We start from the raw sequence: 18,106 nt of genomic DNA, 5'->3' as shown, positions 1-18,106 counted from the left end.
GGCTCAGCCCCCGTACCGGGCGCGCAACTCGTGCTTGAGGACTTTCTGGCTCGCGTTGCGCGGCAGTGCGTCTACGAAGCGGACCTGGCGGGGCACCTTGAAGTTGGCCATGTGCTCCCGGGCCCACGTGATGACGTCCTGTTCCGAGAGGTTCGCGCCGGGCCCCGGCACGACGAAGGCGCAGCAGACCTCGCCGAGCCGCTCGTCCGGGACACCGATGACGGCTGCCTGGGCTATCGACTCGTGGCCGAGCAACAGTTTCTCTATCTCGGCCGGGTAGGCGTTGAAGCCGCCGACGATGAACATCTCCTTCTTGCGGTCGACGATCGCCAGGTTCCCCTCCGGGTCGAGACGCCCGATGTCGCCGGTATGCAGCCAGCCGTCACGGTCGACCGTCTCCGCGGTGGCCTCGGGGTCGTCCCAGTAGCCGCGGGTGACGTTGTAGCCCCGGACCAGGACCTCCCCCTCCTCGCCCGCCGGCACCTCCCGTCCGGAGTCGTCCGCGACACGGACCTCGACGTCCGGGATCGGACGCCCGGTGGTGCGGGCCACCGTCTCCTCGCTGTCGCCGACCCGGGTCGTCGTGACGAGAGCCGTCGACTCGGTGAGGCCGTAGGCGCTCAGCACGATGTCGAAGGACAGGTCCTTCTTCATCGCCCGGATCAGCGACTCCGGGATGGTAGTGCCGCCCGTCATGGACACCCGCAGCGACGACAGGTCGTACGCGGAGCGCTCCGGATGGTTCAGCAGGTCGTGGAAGACTGTCGGCGGACCCAGGATGATGCTGACCCGCTCCGCTTGGATGATCTCCAGGGCGTGCCCGGCGTCGAAGACCGCCATGGGGATCACGGTCACCCCGTGCATCAGCGAGGCGAGCCAGCCCGCCTTGTAGCCGAAGCAGTGGAAGAACGGCGGGATGACCAGGAAACCGTCGGTCGCGGCGAAGGTGTACTCCGTGGACATCCAGCCGTACGCCCGCAGCGTCTGCCCGTGGGTGAGGATCACGCCCTTGGGGTGGCCGGTGGTGCCGGAGGTGAACATCACGTCGGAGACGTGGTCCGGAGTGAGCTGGTCGATTGACGCGTGTGCGGCTGCCTCGGTGCGTTCCTCGCCATGTGCGAGGAACTGGCTCCAGTGAAGCCCTTCTGCTTCGCCCGGCATCGGCAACGCGGTGCGCAGCGCCGGCAGTTCGGGATCGGTGCGCCGCAGGTCCGCAATGTAGTCGGTGCCGAGGAAGGACGCTGCGGCGAACAAGGCCTTCGCCCCGGACTTCCGCAGGATGTAGGAGATCTCGCTCGCTTTGAAGCGGGTGTTGAGCGGTACGACGACACCCCCGGCGCCATGAATGCCGAGGGCCGTCACGATCCACTCCGCCGAGTTCGGCGCGCACAGGCCCACCCGGTCGCCCGGCCCGATGCCGAGCGCGAGTGCCGAGCGGACTGCCTCGATCATCCGCTCCTCCAGTTCCCGGAAGGTGAGGCGCAGGTCGCCGTCGACGAGGGCGGGGGCGTCACCGAACCGCCGCGCGGCCACCCTCACCACGTTCGGAACGCTCAGGAATTCCAGGTCGTGTCGCATGACGGGGCTCCGATCAGAAACGGCGGCCGGCGGGCAGGCGCAGCAGTCGCTTGGCGATGATGTTGCGCTGGATCTGGGACGTGCCGCCATACACGGACGCGGCCCGCGAGTAGAAGTAGTCGCCCAGGACCTCGCCGCCCTCCCCGTGCAGCTCCTCGGGGAACATCTTCAGTGCCGTCTCGTACAGGCGCTGTTCGGCGCGGGTCATCAGAAGCTTGTCGACGGACGACTCCGGACCCGCGCTCTGTCCGGCGAGGCGTTCGGCGGTGCGGCGCCGGGCGTGGGCGACAAGGACCTGGTAGTCGACGACACAGCGGCCGATGTCCGACAGCAGCCCGTCCGGAAGCGTGCCGCGGCGCTCGTGCGCGGTCCGGCGCAGACGTTCGATCAGCAGCCCGTACTTCGACAGGTGGCCGGTGTCCAGCGCGTTGCGTTCGTAGGCCACCGTCGTCATCGCCAGTGGCCAGCCGTCGCCCTCGGCGCCGATCCGCTCGGACGCCTCCAGGCGCACGTCGTCGAGGAACAGTTCGCAGAACTCGTCGTCGCCGTTGGCCGCACGCAGCGGCCGTACGGTCACGCCGGGGCGGTCCAGGGGCAGTACGAAGGCCGAGATGGAGGTGTGGGCGGCAGCCGTGCGGTCGGTGCGGGCCAGCAGCAGGCAGAGGCCGGAGTACTGGGCATAACTCGTCCACAGTTTCTGGCCGTTGACGACATAGTGGCCCTCCGGCCGACGCTCGGCGTAGGTGCTCATGCCGGCCAGGTCCGAGCCGGCGCCGGGCTCGCTGAAGCCCTGGCACCACACGTCGTCGCCGGAGAGCATGCGCGGCAGCAGCCGGCCGCGCTGTTCCTCGGAGCCGAACCGCAGCAGGGCGTGGGCGAGGTAGCCGATGCGGGGGACGCCGGGGGCGCCGCACGCTCCCAGTTCGTCGCTGACGGCCACCTGGTGCAGCGCGGTCAGGCCACGACCGCCGTACTCCTCCGGAACGTCGAGGCCGACCCAGCCGCCGGAGTGCAGCCGGCGGTGCCAGCGGTGCAGGAAGACGGGGAGCGGCTCCTCCGTGGGCCGTTCGGGCAGCGGGTGGGCGGCGAGCCAGGTGCGGAAGTCATGGCGCAGGCGCTCCAGGTCCGCCGAGTCACCGAAGTCCAGGGGAGTGTCCGTCATCGCGTCGCCTCCGGGGCGGCCAGGGCGGGCAGCAGATCGGCCGTGGTCGCGAGCAGTGTGGCTCCGACGAGGACCCGGCGCAGGTACAGGTGGGCCACGTGCTCCCACGTCTGGGCGATCCCGCCGAACACCTGCATCCCGGCGTACACCGCCTCCACGGCCGAGGAGTTGACCTCCGCCTTGGCCACGCGGGCCGCGGTCAGGGCACGGCCCGGCGGTTCGTTGTCCAGGCACCAGGCGGCGTAGCGGGTGGCGCTGGTGCAGGCATCCGCGAGGACGGTGGCGTCGGCGAGCAGGTGTTGCACGGCCTGGTAGGAGCCGATCGGCTGTGCGTACTGGTGGCGTTCGCGGGCGTAGTCCACGCTCTGCTCGACGAACGAGCTGGCCGCCCCGACGAGTTCGCTTGCCACCACCACCAGGGCGTACGCCTGCCAGCTCTGGTGCGCGCCCGGGGTGAGACGACCGACTGGCCGGCCGTCGGCCGAGGCCCGCCGCACACCGCGCAGCAGGTCCGCGGTCGGTGCCGGGGACCCCAGCTCGTGCTCGGTCACGCGGCCTTCGGCATCCACGGAGAGTGCCGTGTCCGCGCCGTCGCAGTCCCAGGCGACGAGGCCGGCCGCATCGGGTTCCGGGAAGCGCAGGTCGCCGGCGAGGGCGACGGTGGGGCGGTTGCCGTGGACTGGCCTTGGCCGCTCGCCGTTCTCGAGGAGGCGTAACAACTCGGGGGCGAGCAGCGCGGTTCCGAGCAGGGACGTGGTCAGGGGCTGCCGGCCGTGCTCCTCGGCGAGCAGGGCGCACTCCTGCACGGTGGCGGCCGGTGCGGAGGTGCGGCGGAGGTCGGTCAGGCCGAGTTCGTCGAGTGCCCGCTGAGCGTCCGCGCGAGTCTGCGCCCTGATGTCGTCGGCCGAGCCGGTGCGGAAGCGGGTCGCGAACCCCCGCAGCATGTCGCGGACCAGCGTGAACTCCTCGCGTTCCACGCTCAGCCCTCCTCGGCGGCGCTGGGACGGCGGTCCGCACGGGAGGCGAGGTCACTGATGATGCGGATGTGGTCGGGGCTGGTCATGGTGGAGCGCTCGGCCAGCAACGCCGCCTCCATCCCACCGCGCGAGACCTGCTCGACCACCGCCGCGAGCGCCGCCTTCGTGGCGCGCAGCGCCTCCGGGGGCTGCGCGGCGAGCCGATGGGCCAGTGCCAGGGCCTCGCCCATGAGATCGGGGCCCGGGACGGTCCGGTTGGCCAGGCCGAGTTCGACGGCGGTGGCGGCGGGAATGCGGTCGCCGGTGAACAGGTACTCCTTCACGCGCAGCAGGCTCGTCAGCAGCGGCCAGAGGGTCACTCCGCCGTCGCCCGCCACCAGACCCACCGAGATGTGCGGGTCCGCGAGGTAGGCGTCCTCGGCCATGAGCACGAGGTCGCACCCCAGCGCGAGGGAGCAACCCAAGCCCACCGCAGGGCCGTTGACGGCCGCGACGACAGGCAGCGGGAAGCGGATCATGTCCGTCTGGATGGTCCGGTCGAGCCGGATGGACCGCTCGCGCAGCTCCGGGTCGTCGTGATGGCGCAGCAGATGGTCGAAGTCGCCGCCCGCGCTGAACGCCCGGCCCGCCCCGGTGAGGACGACCGCCCGCGCCCCGGTGTCCTCCGCGAGCTCCCGCCACACCTGCGACAGCCGGAGGTGGAGCTCCGCCGAGACGCCGTTGAGGCTCTCGGGGCGGTTCAGCGTGACGATGCGGACATCTCCGTCGGCGGCCACGGTCAGGACGGGGCTCACGTCGGTCATGCCGCTGATGTTATGAGAGGTCAGGCTGCATGTGTCAATGGTGTTGCGCAAAATGGAGAATCTCGTTCTCGCTTCTCGTGCGAGGGGACCCCTCTTCGTGTGGCTCAGTCCTCGGGCTCGGTCAGCTCCACGCGTTCCCGGCCGTCCACCTCGGAGGCAGCCCGTGCGAACCCGCACACATGGCGGCTCATCCGACGCCGGGCCGCCGCCGCGTCACCCGACCTGACGGCCTCGGTGATCTTCGCGTGCGCCTGGGCGGTGACCTCGCGGATACGGGCGTCCATGAACCGTTCCAGGTTCGTGGCGGCGTAGATCGACTCCGAGAGCGCGCTGAGGAACCCGATGAGCAGCTCGTTGCCACCCGCCCTCGCCACCGCGTTGTGCCAGCGGACGTTGGCTCGCAGGAAACGACGGATGTCGTCACCGGCGCCGACCAGCTCGGCGTGGGCGGCGTCCAGGTCGGCCAGATCTTGCTCGGTGCGCCGGCCGGCCGCGAGCGCGGCGCACGCCGGCTCGATCGCCTCGCGGGTCTCGTGCAGGGCCTCCAGCCGGATCTGCTGGCCTCGGATGACCAACTGCACGGTGTTCGCCAGGGATTCGCGGCCCGGCCGGTGCACGAAGGCTCCGCCTCCGCGTCCGGGCCGGATCTCCACCAGTCGCTCGACCTCCAGGATGCGCAGCGCCTCCCGCACGGTCGCCCGGCTCAGCCCTGTCTGCTCGACCAGCTGCCGCTCCGGGGGCAACGGTGTGCCCTCCGCGAGCTCCCCGGACAGGATGCGCTCACGCACCTCGGACGCCAGCACGTCCGAGGCCTTGGGGACGGTGAGCGTGTCGAAGCGCGGAGTGCGGGGCGTGGAGTGAGCGCTGGGCACGGGTTCAGGCCTCTCGTCGTGCATCCGTTTCGGCCGGACCATTCAACACCGCACCCGCTGTCCGTCAGATGACCAGCCCGCCGTCCACCGGCAGCACCTGCCCGGTGACGAAGGATGCCGCGTCGGAGGCAAGGAAGACGAACGCGCCCGCGACCTCGTCCGGCTCCGCCCACCGGCCCAGCGGAATTCGGGCGAGCATCCGCTCCGCGAACTTCGGATCGGTGCGGATGGTCTCGGTCATCGGCGTCGCGGCGAGCGGGGCGAGCGCGTTGACCAGGATGTTCTTCCGCGCCAGCTCACGGGCCAGTGACTTGGTGAGTCCGATGATGCCCGCCTTGGCCGCCGAGTAGTTCACCTGGCCCAGGGTGCCGGTCAGGCCGGCCGACGACGTGACGTTGATGATCCGGCCGGTGCCGTCCGTCGGCAGGAACGGCAGCGCGGCCTGCGCGCAGTGGAACGCCCCCAGCACGTGGATGTCCAGGAGCCGGCGGAACGACTCCTCCTCCAGCTTCTCGAACATCGCGGGCGCCGTGACGCCCGCGTTGTTGACGAGGATGTGCAGTGCCCCGTCGGTGAGCGCGGCCGCCCTGGCCGCCGCGGCATCGGCTGCCGCCCGGTCCCCGACGTCCAGGGCGGCGCCCTCGGCGCGCAGTCCCCCGTCGGTCAGTTTCCGGGCCACGGCCGTGGCCGCCGCCTCGTCGACGTCGGTGACGAGCACCGCGGCCCCGGCCCGGGCGAGCGCCCCGGCCACCGCCGAGCCGATACCACCCGCCGCCCCGGTCACCAGCGCCGAACGCCCGGTGAGATCGAACAGTCCCGTTCCCTCGGTCATGATCAGCTCCTCAGTAGCTTCTCGGCAGGCCCAGCGTGTGGGACCCCAGGTAGTTCAGGACCATCTCCTGGCTGACCGGCGCGATCCGCATCAGCCGTGCCTCACGGAAGAAGCGGGCCACCGGGTACTCCTCGGAGTAGCCCATCCCGCCGTGTGTCTGAAGTGCCCGGTCGGCCGCGGTGAAGCCGGCGTCCGCGCACAGGTACTTGGCCGTGTTGGCCTCTCGCCCGCACGGCCTGCCCTGGTCGTAGAGCCAGGTCGCCTTGCGCAGCACGAGCTCCGCCGCGTCGAGGTGGGCGAGTGCGTCGGCCAGCGGGAACTGGATGCCCTGGTTCATGCCGATGGGCCGGCCGAACACCTCCCGCTCGCGGCCGTAGCGCACGGCCCGGTCCAGGGCCACCCGGCCGATGCCGAGAGCCTCGGCGGCGATCAGCATCCGCTCCGGGTTGAGGCCGTCGAGGAGGTAGCGGAACCCCTGGCCCTCCTCACCGACCCGGTCCTCCACCGGCACCCGCAGGTCGTCGATGAACACCTCGTTCGAGGAGACGGCGTTTCGGCCCATCTTCGGGATCGGGCGGATGTCCACCCGGTCGCGGTCCAGGTCGGTGAGGAACAGCGTCATGCCGTCCGTCGGCTTCTCCACCTCGTCCCGTCTCGCCGTCCGCGTCAGCAGCAGGATCTTCTCCGACTCCAGGGCCTTGGAGATCCAGACCTTGCGTCCGCTGACGACGTAGTGGTCGCCGTCCCGGCGGGCGTACGTGGTGATGCTCGTCGTGTCGAGCCCGGCGCCGGGTTCCGTCACTCCGAAGCACACGTGCAGATCGCCGCGTGCGATACGGGGCAGCGTGCGGCGCTTCAGTTCGTCGGAGCCGTGCAGCACCACCGGATGCATGCCGAAGATCGACATGTGGATCGCGCTGGCGGCGTTCATTCCCCCGCCGGAGCGCGCGACCTCCTCCAGCAGCAGCGTCGCCTCGGTGATGCCGAGTCCGTGACCGCCGTGCTCCTCCGGAATCGTGATGCCGAGCCAGCCGCCATCGGCGACGGCGGCGTAGAACTCCTCGGGGAACGCGTGGCCTTGGTCCTTCTCCATCCAGTACCGGTCGTCGAAGTCACGCAGGAGACCGGCCACGGCCTTGCGAATCGTCTCCTGGTCCTCGGTCAGCTCGAAATCCACAGCGGGGAACCCCTCTGTCGGGTGGCTGGGGAGAGTGCGAAACATATCAAAGGTCAGACCAAAGTGTCCGGTCAAGAGCCAGGAGGCGGAGGTGCTTCGCGCAGAAGGGCCCCCGCGGTGTGTGCACCGCGGGGGCCCGGAGGTGGGTCGGTCAGATCACGCCTGGCGTCGGGAAGTCGCCTTGCGGGTGGTGGGCTTGGCTGCCGAGGTGGCCTTCTTCGCGGGGGCGGCCTTCTTCGCAGGCGTCGCCTTCTTCGCGGGTGTCGCCTTCTTCGCCGCGCCGGTTTTCTTCGCGGGCGGAGCCGCCGTCGGCTCCGGGATGCGCGCCGTCGCCCCGCCCGTGACCCCGCCCAGGCAGAATGCCCAGACCTCGTCGACGGAGATGGGGGACGGGTGGGCGCCGACCGGGGCAGCGGGCGCCTGGGCCGTGAACATGGCCGTCTGCATGATCAGGGAAGCGGTGCGCCGGGCCTTGGGGGAGGTGGCCACCCCCGCGTCGACCGCCTCTTCGACCAGTTCGGTGAACAGCGCGAGCAGCGGCAAGTGTGCGGTGGCCACCTGGTCCGGGTGGCTGACCAGCAGCTGGATGGCGAAATCGGTGAAGAGCGGCGACTGCCGGCCCGGGCGCGGCTTGGAGGAGTCGTAGAGCAGCTCGACCGCGATCTTCAGCCGGTTCAGCGGGTCGGACCCCGCGGCGGCCTTCTCGCGGATCTCCGTGGCCGACTTCGACAGCGCGTCCTCGAACAGCGCGAGCAGCAGCTCGTGCTTGCCGTCGAAGTGCTGGTAGAAGCTGCGCAGCGACTGGCGGGAGCGCTCCACGACCTCCTGCACGGTGAAGTCGGTGGTGCCCTTGTCGGCGATGAGCTCCTGGGCGGCGTCCAGGAAGCGCTGCACGCGCTGCTCGGCGCGCAGCTTCGCCGCCCGGGTGGAGCGCTCGACGGCGCGCTGCCGCCAGGCGGGCTCGGGGGTCTCGACGGAATCTGCGGGGACGACACTCATGGAAGAACGGTACTCCACGCAGACGGAAAGAAGGGCCCCACGCCCTACCGAATTGTGCACCATCAGACCCAAGAGCCTTACTTGCGATATGTGAGAATGCTATTCTCCAACCTCTGATCCGGGCCGCGCCCGGCGTGCAGACAGGCACGAGTACGGCGGAGGGGGCCGGTGTGGAGTTCGAACTCGACGAGGAGCAGCGGCTGCTGCGGCGCTCGGTGCGGGAGACGGTCGCCAAGGTGCGCGGACGGCCAGAGCATCAGCAGTGGGACACATACCTTCGGCTCGGCTGGCTCGAGGCGCCCCCGCTGGAGCTCGCCCTCATCCTCGAAGAGCTGGGATACGCCGCCGACGCGACCCCGTTCCTGGCCACCGCCACCTGGTTCGCACCGCTCGCCGGCCGCCTCCCCGAAGGCAGCGGCACTGCGGTCTTCGACGGCACCGGGCGTTACGTTCTGGACGCCGACCGGGCCGGAGAGGTCGCCCTGCTCACCCGCCGGGGCGTCACCGTCGTACCGGGAGCGGAACTCGCCGCCGAACGGATCCCCGTTCTCGATCCGCACCTGCACGCCGCCCACGTCCGTGCCGACGACCTCGCCTCCGGAGTGCCCGACCTCGCACTGCTGGGGCTCGCGGCCACGTGTGTCGGTGCCTGCCGCCGGGTTCTCGACCTCGTCCTGGACCATGTGAAGCAGCGCGTGCAGTTCGGCCGGCCCCTCGGCTCCTTCCAGGCCGTCAAGCACAAGGCGGCCGACATGCACGTGGCCATCGAACGCGCCCGCGCCCTCACTCACTTCAGCGCCCTGACCATCGCGGAGGACGACCCGCGTCGCGCCGACGCCGCGCACATGGCCAAGGCCGCGGCGGGGGAGTGCCAGCGCCTGGTCTTCCGGCACGGTCTGCAACTGTCCGGCGCCATGGGCTTCACCTGGGAGAACGAGGTGCAGTACCACCTCAAACGGGCCCAGGCCTGCGACCTGCTGCTCGGCACCGCGTCCGCCCACAGGAAGGCACTGCTCGCGTGATGAAGCTGGCCGACGACCCCGAGGTGGAGGAGTTCCGCGCACGGTTCGCCGCCTTCCTCGACACCCACCTGCCCGAGGAGGCCGAGGCCCGCGAACGCGCCGGCTCCAGCGCCCACGTCCCCGAGTGGGCCCGCCGCTGGCAGCGCACCCTGTTCGACGCGGGCTGGCTGCTGCCGGGCCAGCCGCCCGAGTACGGCGGCCGCGACGTCGGCCTGCCCCAGCAACTCGCCCACCTGGAGGAGCTGGCCCGCCGCCGGATCTACCACAGCTTCAATCCCCAGGGTCTCGGCATCATCGCCGCATCCCTGCTCACCTTCGGCACCGAGGAGCAGAAGCGCCGATGGGCCGTGCCGATCCTGCGCGCCGAGATCACCGCGGCGCTCGGCATGAGCGAACCCGAGGCCGGCTCCGACCTCGCCTCCCTGCGTACCCGTGCCGTACCGGACCGGGACGGGTTCGTGGTCAACGGCCAGAAGATCTGGACCTCCGGCGCCCATGACGCCGACGTCCTGCTCACCTTCGTCCGCACCGACCCTGACGCGCCGAAGCACAAGGGCATCAGCGCCCTGCTGATCCCCACCGACGCCGAGGGCGTCGTACGCCGCCCGTTCGGGTCGATCGCCGCCGAGGACGACCTCGACTTCAACGAGGTGTTCCTCACCGACGTCCGGGTGCCGCGCGAGAACCTGATCGGCCCGCTCAACGAGGGCTGGCGGGTGGCCAACGGCTCACTCGGCCACGAGCGCACCCTGTTGTGGCTGTCGTACGCCGAACGCCTGGAGGATCTGCTGCGCGACGCCGCCGACGTGGGCGCGGACCAGGAGTGGTACGCCACCCTCCGCATGGACCTGACGGCGCTGCGGCTGCTCGGCTACCGCCAAGTCGGGACGGACCGCGACCCGGCGGAGATCTCGGTCCTCAAGCTGCTCGGCTCCGAGGCCGTCCAGTCCGCCTCCCTGCACGCGCTGGAGGCCCACGGCGCCGAAGGGCTGGAGCATCCGGCGCGCACGGGCCCGTACCACCACATGCACCACGAGCACTTCATCTCCAGCTGGTTCGAGCGCTACGCCCGCAGCTTCGCCGGCACCATCGCCGGCGGCACCAGCGAGATCCAGCGCAACATCATCGCCGAGCGCATTCTCGGCCTACCCCGATAGGACGCCGGTCATGGACCAGATCCTGTACGACGCCGCGGACGGTATCGCCACGATCACCCTCAATCGCCCCGAGGCGGCCAACGCCCAGACCATGGCGCTCCTCGACGATCTCGACGCCGCCTGGACCCGTGCCGCGCGCGACGAGGACGTACGGGTCGTCGTCCTCAAGGCGAACGGCCGGCACTTCTCCGCCGGGCACGATCTGAAGGATCGCTGGCCCGGCCCGGGCGAGATCACCCTGGAGTGGATCTACGACGCCGAGACCCGCCGCTATCTGGAGTACGCGCTGAAGTGGCGCAACATCCCCAAGCCGACCATCGCGGCCGTCCAGGGCAAGTGCATCGCCGCCGGCCTGATGCTGTGCTGGCCGTGCGACCTGATCGTGGCCGCGGAGAACGCCGAGTTCTCCGACCCGGTCGTGCACATGGGCATCGGGGGCGTCGAGTACCACGGCCACACCTGGGAGCTGGGCGCGCGCAAGGCGAAGGAGATCCTGTTCACCGGACGGCCGCTGACCGCCCAGGAGGCCGAGCAGGTCGGCATGGTGAACAAGGTCGTGCCGCCGGCCGAACTCGACGACGCCGCCTACGAACTGGCCGGCCGGATCGCGGCGATGCCCCCGTTCGGACTGCGCCAGGCCAAGCGCGCCGTCAACCAGACCCTCGACGTCCAGGGCTTCTACGCCGCCCTCCAGTCCGTCTTCGACATCCACCAGACCGGCCACGGCAACGCCCTCAGCGTGGACGGCTTCCCGATCCTGACCCGCCTCGACGAGATGAAGCAGCGTCTGAAGCAGGGCTGAAACCGGGGGACGCCCCGGCTCAGCCGAACAATGCGGTGAACGGGGGCAGGTCCACCGTGGTCCGGATGCCCGGGGCCGCCGCGCAGACGGCGTGGACGGCGTTGACGGCCCGGTGGGCGGTGTAGCCGGGGGAGACGGCGACCAACCGCTCCAGCGGCACCGGGAAGCGCATATCGATGTCGAGGGGCGCGTCGCCGTCGACCGTCAGATGCCACCCGGTGGGACGCAGCTCCCAGGCCGGGTCGAGGTCGCCGGTGCAGTACCAGGTCGCCTGGAACTCCAGCAGGGTGCGACCCTCCCGCAGCCCCGACAGTGTCATTCGCTGCGCCGCCACCGTCCCGGCGTGCAGGAGACCGGCTGCGATCTCGGTGGTGCGCGCGGCCGTGGCGAACTCCCCGCGTACCTCCACCGAGTCCAGCGGCAGCCCCAGGGCATCGGCCACCAGACGCAACGACGGCCCGAAACTGCCCTCGATGTGCGCCAGGCGACCCTCGTCGAAGGACGCGGCCGGTTCCCGGCCGAAGCCCATGATGTCGAACAGCAGTTCCGGCGAGTCCCGTCGGGACAGATCGGCGTACTCGTGGACGGTCAGGTTGTCCAGCCGCCGCTGTACCGAGGCCAGCACGAGCGGCACCGCCTCGGTGATGAAGCCGGGGCTGCTGCCGGTGTCGTGGAGCGAGGCGCCGCCTCGCTCGCATGCCTCCTCGACCCTGTTCCGGACGGCGGGATCCATACCGGCCGGGTGGTGGAACCCGCCGGTCGTGGCCACGACGTTCACGCCGGACGAGAGCAGGGCGGACACCTCGTCCAGGTCGGTCACCCGCGGCATGTACAGCACACAGTCGGCTCCCAGGGCGAGGACGTCGTCGAGGCGGTGGGTGGTCGTGACACCGGTGGGGCCCGCTCCGCACAGCTCACCGGCGTCACGACCGGACTTGCCGGGAGAGTGGACGTGAACTCCCGCCAGCACCATGCGAGGGTGGTCGAGAACGGCGCGCAGCGAGCGCGCGCCGATGGTCCCCGTGGCCCACTGGACCACGCGAAGCGGCTGGTCGCGGTCCGGAGAACGCTGCATGTCCATCCTCCCCGGCTATGCGGCCGGTCCGCGATCGCTCATGCCCCCGTCATGCATCCCGCGATCGGGCTCGACTCCGAAGGTGTTGTAGGCCATGGCCTGCATCCCGTACGCGCCGACCGTGAACACGAAGTCCATCAGCTGCCGTTCGTCCATGTCCTTCGCCAGTTCCTCGTACACCTCGTCGGAGAGGGAGGAGGTGGTCTCGAGTTCGTCCACGGCCCGGTTCAGCAGCGTGCCCGTGCCCTGGCGGACCTCCTCCACTTCCTCCTCGGTGACGCCTGCCTCGCGCGCGATCAGCACGTGGTGGGCCCACTCGTAGCGGCACCGGTGACGCCAGGCGACCCTGAGGATCGTCAGCTCGCGCGTCCTTGCGGGCAGTGAGCTGCGGTACAGCAGGTGGGTGCCGAAGGCCAGGAACGCCTTGGCCAGGTGGGGGTGGTTCAGCAACAGGCCGAGGGCATTGGACGGCGGGACGGCTCGCCCGCCTGTCAGCGGCCGCAGCACCTCGGCGTCCCACTCCTCGTACGGGACGGGGGACAGCCTCGTCATGTGTTGCGGCCCCCGTTCACGCCGATGATCTGCCCGGTGATGTAACCGGCCTCCTCGCTGACCAGGAAGGAGCAGGTCGCGGCGATGTCCTCGGGGCGGCCGACCCGGCGGACCGGTGTGCGCGCGATGTGCTCCTCGATGGTGCCGCCGAGCCGCTGGTTCTGCTCGGCGGTGCGCAGCATGGGGGTGTCGATGAAGCCGGGCGGGATCGCGTTCACCGTGATGCCCTTCGGGCCGAGTTCGAGGGCCAGGGCCTTGGTGAGCCCGTTGACCGCGGACTTGGCCGCGACATAGTGCGCCATGAACGGCTGGCCGGAGTGGGTGCTGGAGGAGGAGATGTTCACGATCCGGCCCCAGCGGGCCCGGACCATGTCCGGAAGGGCCGACTGCACGCAGTGGAAGACGCCGTTGAGGTTGATGTCGACCACGCGCTGCCAGTCGGCGAAGGGCAGGTCCGTGAAGCGGGTGAAGCCGTCCCTGCCGGCCGCGTTGACCAGGACGCCCACCGGGCCGAAGCGGTCGCGCACCGCGTCCATCGCCTTGTCGACCTGGGCGCGGTCCGTGACGTCCACCGTCAGCCCGAAACCGTCCTCGGCGGGGGAGAGGTCGAGCACGGCCACGTTCAGCCCGTCCGCGGTGAGCCGGTGTGCGATCGCCCGGCCGATACCGGACGCGCCGCCGGTCACGACGGCCGTCGGTGCCGACGCGGCGCTCACGCGAACGCCTCGTCGCCGACGACGGTCGTCCGGTGCAGCAGCCGTTCGGAGTTCTCGTCGTAGGGCAGGGCCCGGTGCAGGATGCCGGTGTTGTCCCACACCACCAGGTCGCCGACCTCCCAGTCGTGGGTGTGGCGGAAGCGCTCCTGGGTGGACCAGTCGAGCAGTTCCTCCAGCAGGGCGCGGCTGTCGTCGAGGTCCATGCCCACGACGTGGTCGGCGGTCGCGCCGATGACCAGGGAGCGGCGGCCGTCGCGGCGCCGCCACACCAGGGACACCTCGTGCGTGGGCTGCGTGCGCCAGGCGGCCAGCTCCTGCTCGCCGGGGGCGGGGTTCACCAGCCGCTGGGCGGCCTCGAAGCTGTGCACCACCCGCAACGACGCGTAGCGCTCCCGGTCCTTCTCCGGCAGGGCCTCGTACGCCGCGTAGGTACTGGCGAAGTCGGTGCCGCCGCCGGTCATGGCGACCTGGCGGGCGGTCAGTGTGGTCGCCTTGACCGGCACGTCGTCGGTGGTGCCGTCGAGATGCCAGAAGAACGCGCCCTTGAGGTACTTGGCGGTCCTGCTCTTCTCCGGGTTGATGGAGATCGGGAAGATCTCCGCCCCGTTCAGCGCGACCACCTCGCCGAGCCGCCGGCTGAACGCCAGCTGCTGCTCGTCGTCGAGGTGCAGACCGCGCACCAGCAGGACGCCCCGCCACTTGAGGGCCTCCGCACAGCGGTGGACGAAGGAGTCCTCGAGCGGGTCCGTGACCCCGGTGAACTCGACCCCGAGCGCCGGGCTCAAGGCTTTCGATTCGATCATGGGAACACTCCTTCCGAATGTGAGAATCCTATTCTCAAGTAGGGGCGACCGGAAACCCCCCGTGCATGCAGGGCGGTTGGGGTGGGGTGTGCCCGATGGGAGCATCCGATTCTCATGTCCGAATCCTTGCTTCACGCAAAGAGAGAATGTAGTTTCCGAGCAACCGAGCGAGGAGGCTGGGATGCGGTTCAAGGACAAGGTGATCATCGTCACCGGGGCCGGCCAGGGCATCGGCGAGGGGTACGCCCGGGCGCTGGCCGCCGAGGGCGCGCGGGTGGTGGTCGCCGAGTTGAACGAGGAGCAGGGGCAGCGGGTCGCCAAGGAGATCGGCGACGCCCTGTTCGTGCGGACCGACGTGGCCGACCCCGCCTCCGCCGAGGCGCTCATCGACACCGTGACGAGTGAGTTCGGGCGGATCGACCACCTGGTCAACAACGCGGCGATCTTCCACGGCATGCGCCGCGAGGGCATCGTCACCGTCGACTACGACTACCTCGACCGGTTTCTGAGGGTGAACCTGCTCGGCGCGCTGCACGTCACCCGCGCCGCCCTGCCGCACCTTCAGGAGGGCGCGGCCGTCGTCAACCAGTCGTCGACCGCCGCCTGGCAGGCCACCGGCTTCTACGGGCTCGCGAAGGCAGGCATCAACCACCTCACCGCCTCCCTCGCCGCCGAACTCGGGCCGCGCGGCATCCGCGTCAACGCGATCGCGCCCGGTCCGACGGACACCGAGGCGGCCCGCAGCATCATCCCCGAGGAGTACCGCACGGCCATGGTGCAGTCCTTCGCCCTCAAGCGCATGGGCACGGCCGCCGACCAGGCGAGCGCCCTGCTGTTCCTGCTCTCCGACGAGGCCGCCTGGGTCACCGGACAGATCATCGCCGTCGACGGCGGATCGGTGGTGCGGCTGTGAGCGCTCTCGTCGTCAAGTCACAGCTCATCGACGGCAAGCTGGTCGCCGCCGACAGCACCTTCGCGTCCCACAACCCGGCCACCGGAGAACTGCTCGGCCACGCTCCGGACGCCACGAAGGCCGACGCCGAGACCGCCATCGCCGCCGCCCGCCGCGCCTTCGACACCACCGACTGGGCCACGAACACGGCCCTGCGGCTGCGCTGTCTGCGCCAGCTCCACCAGACCCTCGACGACCACCGCGAGGAACTGCGCGAGCTGACCATCGCCGAGGTGGGTGCGCCCCGCCAGCTCACCCACGGCCCCCAGCTCGACGAGCCGATCGGCCTCGTGACCTACTACGCGGACCTCCTGGAGAACTACGAGTTCACCGAGGACCTCGGTGAGAAGGAGAGCCGAGGCCAGCGCCACCACCGCTGGGTGGAGAAGGAGGCGGCCGGGGTCGTCGCGGCGATCCTGCCGTACAACTTCCCCAACCAGCTCGCCCTCGCCAAGCTGGCCCCCGCGCTCGCCGCCGGCTGCACGGTCGTCCTCAAAGGGGCCCCGCAGACCCCGCTGACCACCCTCGCGCTCGGCGAGCTCATCGCCGAGCACACCGACATCCCGCCCGGTGTCGTCAACGTCCTCAGCTCCTCGCGCGCCGAGACCGGCGAGGTGCTCACCACCCATCCCGACGTGGACCTGGTCACCTTCACCGGGGCCACCACCACCGGGCGGGCCATCATGGCCGCCGCGGCCGGCACCGTGAAGCGGGTCTTCCTCGAACTCGGCGGCAAGTCCGCCATGATCGTCCTGGACGACGCGGACTACGCCAAGGCCGCCATGTTCGCCGCCTTCACGATCTGCTCCCACTCCGGCCAGGGCTGCGCCCTCACCTCTCGCCTCCTCGTCCCGCGCGCCGACCACGACCGGATCGTGCAGCTCGTCGCCGCCGGCATGGAACGTGTCCGAGTCGGCGACCCGGCCGACCCGAAGACCGCCATGGGCCCGCTCATCAGTGAGCAGCAGCGCGACAAGGTCGACGCCATGGTGCGGCGCGCCGTCGAGGCCGGGGCGACCCTGGTCCGCGGCGGCAAGCGCGTCGACCCCGGCTGGTTCTACGAACCCACCCTCCTCGCCGGCGTCGACCCCGACAGCGAGATCGCCCAGGAGGAGGTCTTCGGACCCGTCCTCTCGGTCCTCCCCTACGACGACGAGGACGACGCCGTCCGTATCGCCAACCACTCCAAGTACGGCCTGTCCGGCGCCGTGCACAGCGCCGACGACGAGCGCGCCGTCCGTTTCGCCCGGCGCATCCGCACCGGCACCTTCTCGATCAACGGCGGCAACTACTTCTCCGCCGACGTGCCGTTCGGCGGCTACAAGCAGTCCGGCATCGGCCGGGAGAGCGGACGCGCAGGGTTCGAGGAGTTCCTGGAGGAGAAGGCGTACGGCCGGGTCGTACCGCCCGAGGAGGCCGCATGAAGCCACTGGAAGGCATCCGGGTCCTCGAAGTCGCCATGTACGGCTTCGTGCCGTCGGCCGGAGCCGTGCTCGCCGACTGGGGCGCCGACGTCGTCAAGATCGAGCACGCCGTCACCGGCGACCCACAGCGCGGACTGCGCCAGACCGGCCCGTTCCGGGTGGAGGGCGACCCCAATCCCAACGTCGCCCACGCCAACCGCGGCAAGCGCTCCCTCGGCCTGGACATGTCCCGCCCCGAGGGCCGTGAGGTGCTCTACGAACTGGTGAAGGACTCCGACGTCTTCCTCACCAGTCTCATGCCCGGCGCCCGCGCCCGCCTCGGTATCGACGTCGACGACATCCGCGCCGTCAACCCGCGCATCGTCTACGCCCGCGGCAGCGCCCTCGGCCCGCGCGGCCCCGAGGCCGGCAAGGGCGGCTACGACATGACCGCCTTCTGGGCGCGCGCCGGGACCGCCACCAGCATCACCCCGCCCGGCAGCGACGGCATGATCAGCCCTCCCGGCCCCGCCTACGGCGACACCGTCTCCGGCACCAACCTCGCCGGCGGCATCGCGGCCGCCCTGCTGCGCCGGGAGCGCACCGGCGAGGCCCCCGTCGTGGACGTCTCCCTGCTCGGCAGCGGCCTGTGGGCGCTCGGCCATTCCATCGCCGTCTCCGTCCACCTCGACCGCGCCTGGGAGGGTGTGAAACCCAGCGCTCACGGCTCACCGGCCAACCCGCTCTCGGGTCTCTACCGCACGGCCGACGGCCGGTTCATCGCCTTCGTCATGCTCCAGCCGGCGAAGTTCTGGCCGAACGTGTGCCGCTGCATCGGCCGGCCGGAGCTCGCCGACGACCCGCGGTTCGCCACCACCGAGGCCATCGCGGAGCACACCTCGGACGCGGTGAAGATCCTCCGCGAGGTGATCGCGAGCCGCACCCTGACCGAGTGGTCCGAGGACCTCGCCGCACTCGACGGACCCTGGGCGCCCGTCCAGGACACCCTTCAGGCCGCCGCCGACCAGCAGGTCCGCGCCAACGGCTACATCGGACAGGCCGGCGAGCTCGAACTGGTCGCAAGCCCCGTCCAGTTCGACGTCGAGGACACCCGCCTCGGACCGGCACCGGAGTTCGCCGCCCAGACCGAGGAGATCCTCACCGAACTCGGCTACGACTGGGACCGCATCCTCGCCCTCAAGGCGAGCGGCGCGATCACCTGAC

Annotated in this window: 18 protein-coding genes; 6 read left to right on the top strand and 12 right to left on the bottom strand. The window is 70.7% G+C overall.

Annotated elements, in window-relative coordinates:
• Positions 1-3: 3 nt before the first annotated feature.
• From ACFY9S_RS27465 to ACFY9S_RS27430, 8 genes are all read right to left on the bottom strand, one after another.
• Positions 4-1,578, bottom strand: a complete 1,575-nt coding sequence (locus ACFY9S_RS27465; protein WP_391132999.1) for a FadD3 family acyl-CoA ligase — start codon at positions 1,576-1,578, stop codon at positions 4-6.
• A 13-nt stretch (positions 1,579-1,591) separates the two neighbouring features.
• Entirely contained in the window at positions 1,592-2,740 is a 1,149-nt protein-coding gene (locus ACFY9S_RS27460) for an acyl-CoA dehydrogenase family protein (protein WP_391132996.1), read from the bottom strand.
• Complete coding sequence (locus ACFY9S_RS27455; RefSeq protein ID WP_391132993.1) at positions 2,737-3,717, bottom strand: acyl-CoA dehydrogenase family protein; 981 nt, start codon at positions 3,715-3,717, stop codon at positions 2,737-2,739. The genes ACFY9S_RS27460 and ACFY9S_RS27455 overlap by 4 nt, the downstream gene beginning before the upstream one ends.
• A 2-nt stretch (positions 3,718-3,719) precedes the next feature.
• Positions 3,720-4,520, bottom strand: coding sequence for an enoyl-CoA hydratase-related protein (locus ACFY9S_RS27450; protein WP_391132990.1), 801 nt, complete (start codon positions 4,518-4,520; stop codon positions 3,720-3,722).
• Between the two features lie 104 nt (positions 4,521-4,624).
• The gene (locus tag ACFY9S_RS27445; RefSeq protein ID WP_391132987.1) at positions 4,625-5,392 is read right to left on the bottom strand and encodes an FCD domain-containing protein; all 768 of its coding nucleotides are present in this window, start codon (positions 5,390-5,392) and stop codon (positions 4,625-4,627) included.
• Positions 5,393-5,456: 64 nt separating this feature from the next.
• Positions 5,457-6,224, bottom strand: a complete 768-nt coding sequence (locus ACFY9S_RS27440; protein WP_391132984.1) for a 3-oxoacyl-ACP reductase FabG — start codon at positions 6,222-6,224, stop codon at positions 5,457-5,459.
• A 10-nt stretch (positions 6,225-6,234) separates the two neighbouring features.
• Positions 6,235-7,401: an acyl-CoA dehydrogenase family protein gene (locus tag ACFY9S_RS27435; RefSeq protein ID WP_391132981.1), complete on the bottom strand. Its 1,167-nt coding sequence runs from the start codon at positions 7,399-7,401 to the stop codon at positions 6,235-6,237.
• Positions 7,402-7,557: 156 nt separating this feature from the next.
• On the bottom strand, positions 7,558-8,400 hold the full coding sequence (locus ACFY9S_RS27430) for a TetR family transcriptional regulator (RefSeq protein ID WP_391132978.1): 843 nt from the start codon (positions 8,398-8,400) through the stop codon (positions 7,558-7,560).
• A gap of 170 nt (positions 8,401-8,570) precedes the next feature.
• Here ACFY9S_RS27430 and ACFY9S_RS27425 point away from each other — a divergent pair, with 170 nt between their 5' ends.
• The 3 genes from ACFY9S_RS27425 to ACFY9S_RS27415 are packed head-to-tail and all read left to right on the top strand — an operon-like array spanning position 8,571 to position 11,381.
• Positions 8,571-9,422 (top strand): acyl-CoA dehydrogenase family protein, encoded by an 852-nt coding sequence (locus tag ACFY9S_RS27425; RefSeq protein ID WP_391132975.1) that lies wholly within the window; start codon positions 8,571-8,573, stop codon positions 9,420-9,422.
• Positions 9,422-10,579: an acyl-CoA dehydrogenase family protein gene (locus ACFY9S_RS27420; RefSeq protein WP_391133360.1), complete on the top strand. Its 1,158-nt coding sequence runs from the start codon at positions 9,422-9,424 to the stop codon at positions 10,577-10,579. The genes ACFY9S_RS27425 and ACFY9S_RS27420 overlap by 1 nt, the downstream gene beginning before the upstream one ends.
• Positions 10,580-10,589: 10 nt before the next feature.
• Positions 10,590-11,381 (top strand): enoyl-CoA hydratase, encoded by a 792-nt coding sequence (locus ACFY9S_RS27415; RefSeq protein ID WP_391132973.1) that lies wholly within the window; start codon positions 10,590-10,592, stop codon positions 11,379-11,381.
• 19 nt (positions 11,382-11,400) lie between these two features.
• Here ACFY9S_RS27415 and ACFY9S_RS27410 read toward each other — a convergent pair whose 3' ends face one another.
• Genes ACFY9S_RS27410 through ACFY9S_RS27395 form a run of 4 tightly spaced genes read right to left on the bottom strand, consistent with a single transcriptional unit; the run spans position 11,401 to position 14,527 of the window.
• A complete protein-coding gene (locus ACFY9S_RS27410; protein ID WP_391132970.1) occupies positions 11,401-12,456 on the bottom strand; it encodes a dihydrodipicolinate reductase in 1,056 nt (351 codons plus the stop codon).
• A gap of 15 nt (positions 12,457-12,471) precedes the next feature.
• Entirely contained in the window at positions 12,472-13,008 is a 537-nt protein-coding gene (locus ACFY9S_RS27405) for a carboxymuconolactone decarboxylase family protein (protein ID WP_391132967.1), read from the bottom strand.
• The gene (locus ACFY9S_RS27400) at positions 13,005-13,724 is read right to left on the bottom strand and encodes a 3-oxoacyl-ACP reductase FabG (protein ID WP_391132965.1); all 720 of its coding nucleotides are present in this window, start codon (positions 13,722-13,724) and stop codon (positions 13,005-13,007) included. Before ACFY9S_RS27400 ends, ACFY9S_RS27405 begins: the two co-directional genes overlap by 4 nt.
• The gene (locus ACFY9S_RS27395) at positions 13,721-14,527 is read right to left on the bottom strand and encodes a TauD/TfdA family dioxygenase (protein ID WP_391132962.1); all 807 of its coding nucleotides are present in this window, start codon (positions 14,525-14,527) and stop codon (positions 13,721-13,723) included. The genes ACFY9S_RS27400 and ACFY9S_RS27395 overlap by 4 nt, the downstream gene beginning before the upstream one ends.
• Positions 14,528-14,708: 181 nt before the next feature.
• On the opposite strand from ACFY9S_RS27395, the gene ACFY9S_RS27390 reads away from it, so the two are divergent.
• Genes ACFY9S_RS27390 through ACFY9S_RS27380 form a run of 3 tightly spaced genes read left to right on the top strand, consistent with a single transcriptional unit; the run spans position 14,709 to position 18,105 of the window.
• Positions 14,709-15,440 carry an SDR family oxidoreductase gene (locus tag ACFY9S_RS27390; RefSeq protein WP_391132959.1) on the top strand — a complete coding sequence of 244 codons (732 nt, stop codon included), beginning with the start codon at positions 14,709-14,711 and terminating at the stop codon, positions 15,438-15,440.
• Complete coding sequence (locus ACFY9S_RS27385; protein ID WP_391132956.1) at positions 15,437-16,903, top strand: aldehyde dehydrogenase family protein; 1,467 nt, start codon at positions 15,437-15,439, stop codon at positions 16,901-16,903. Before ACFY9S_RS27390 ends, ACFY9S_RS27385 begins: the two co-directional genes overlap by 4 nt.
• Entirely contained in the window at positions 16,900-18,105 is a 1,206-nt protein-coding gene (locus tag ACFY9S_RS27380; RefSeq protein WP_391132953.1) for a CoA transferase, read from the top strand. The genes ACFY9S_RS27385 and ACFY9S_RS27380 overlap by 4 nt, the downstream gene beginning before the upstream one ends.
• Position 18,106: the final 1 nt, after the last annotated feature.

This window comes from Streptomyces sp. NPDC012474 (assembly GCF_042955185.1).
GTDB lineage: Bacteria > Actinomycetota > Actinomycetes > Streptomycetales > Streptomycetaceae > Streptomyces > Streptomyces cahuitamycinicus.
Note: the sequence above shows the minus strand (reverse complement) of the source record. Positions and strands in the feature narration are given on the sequence as shown.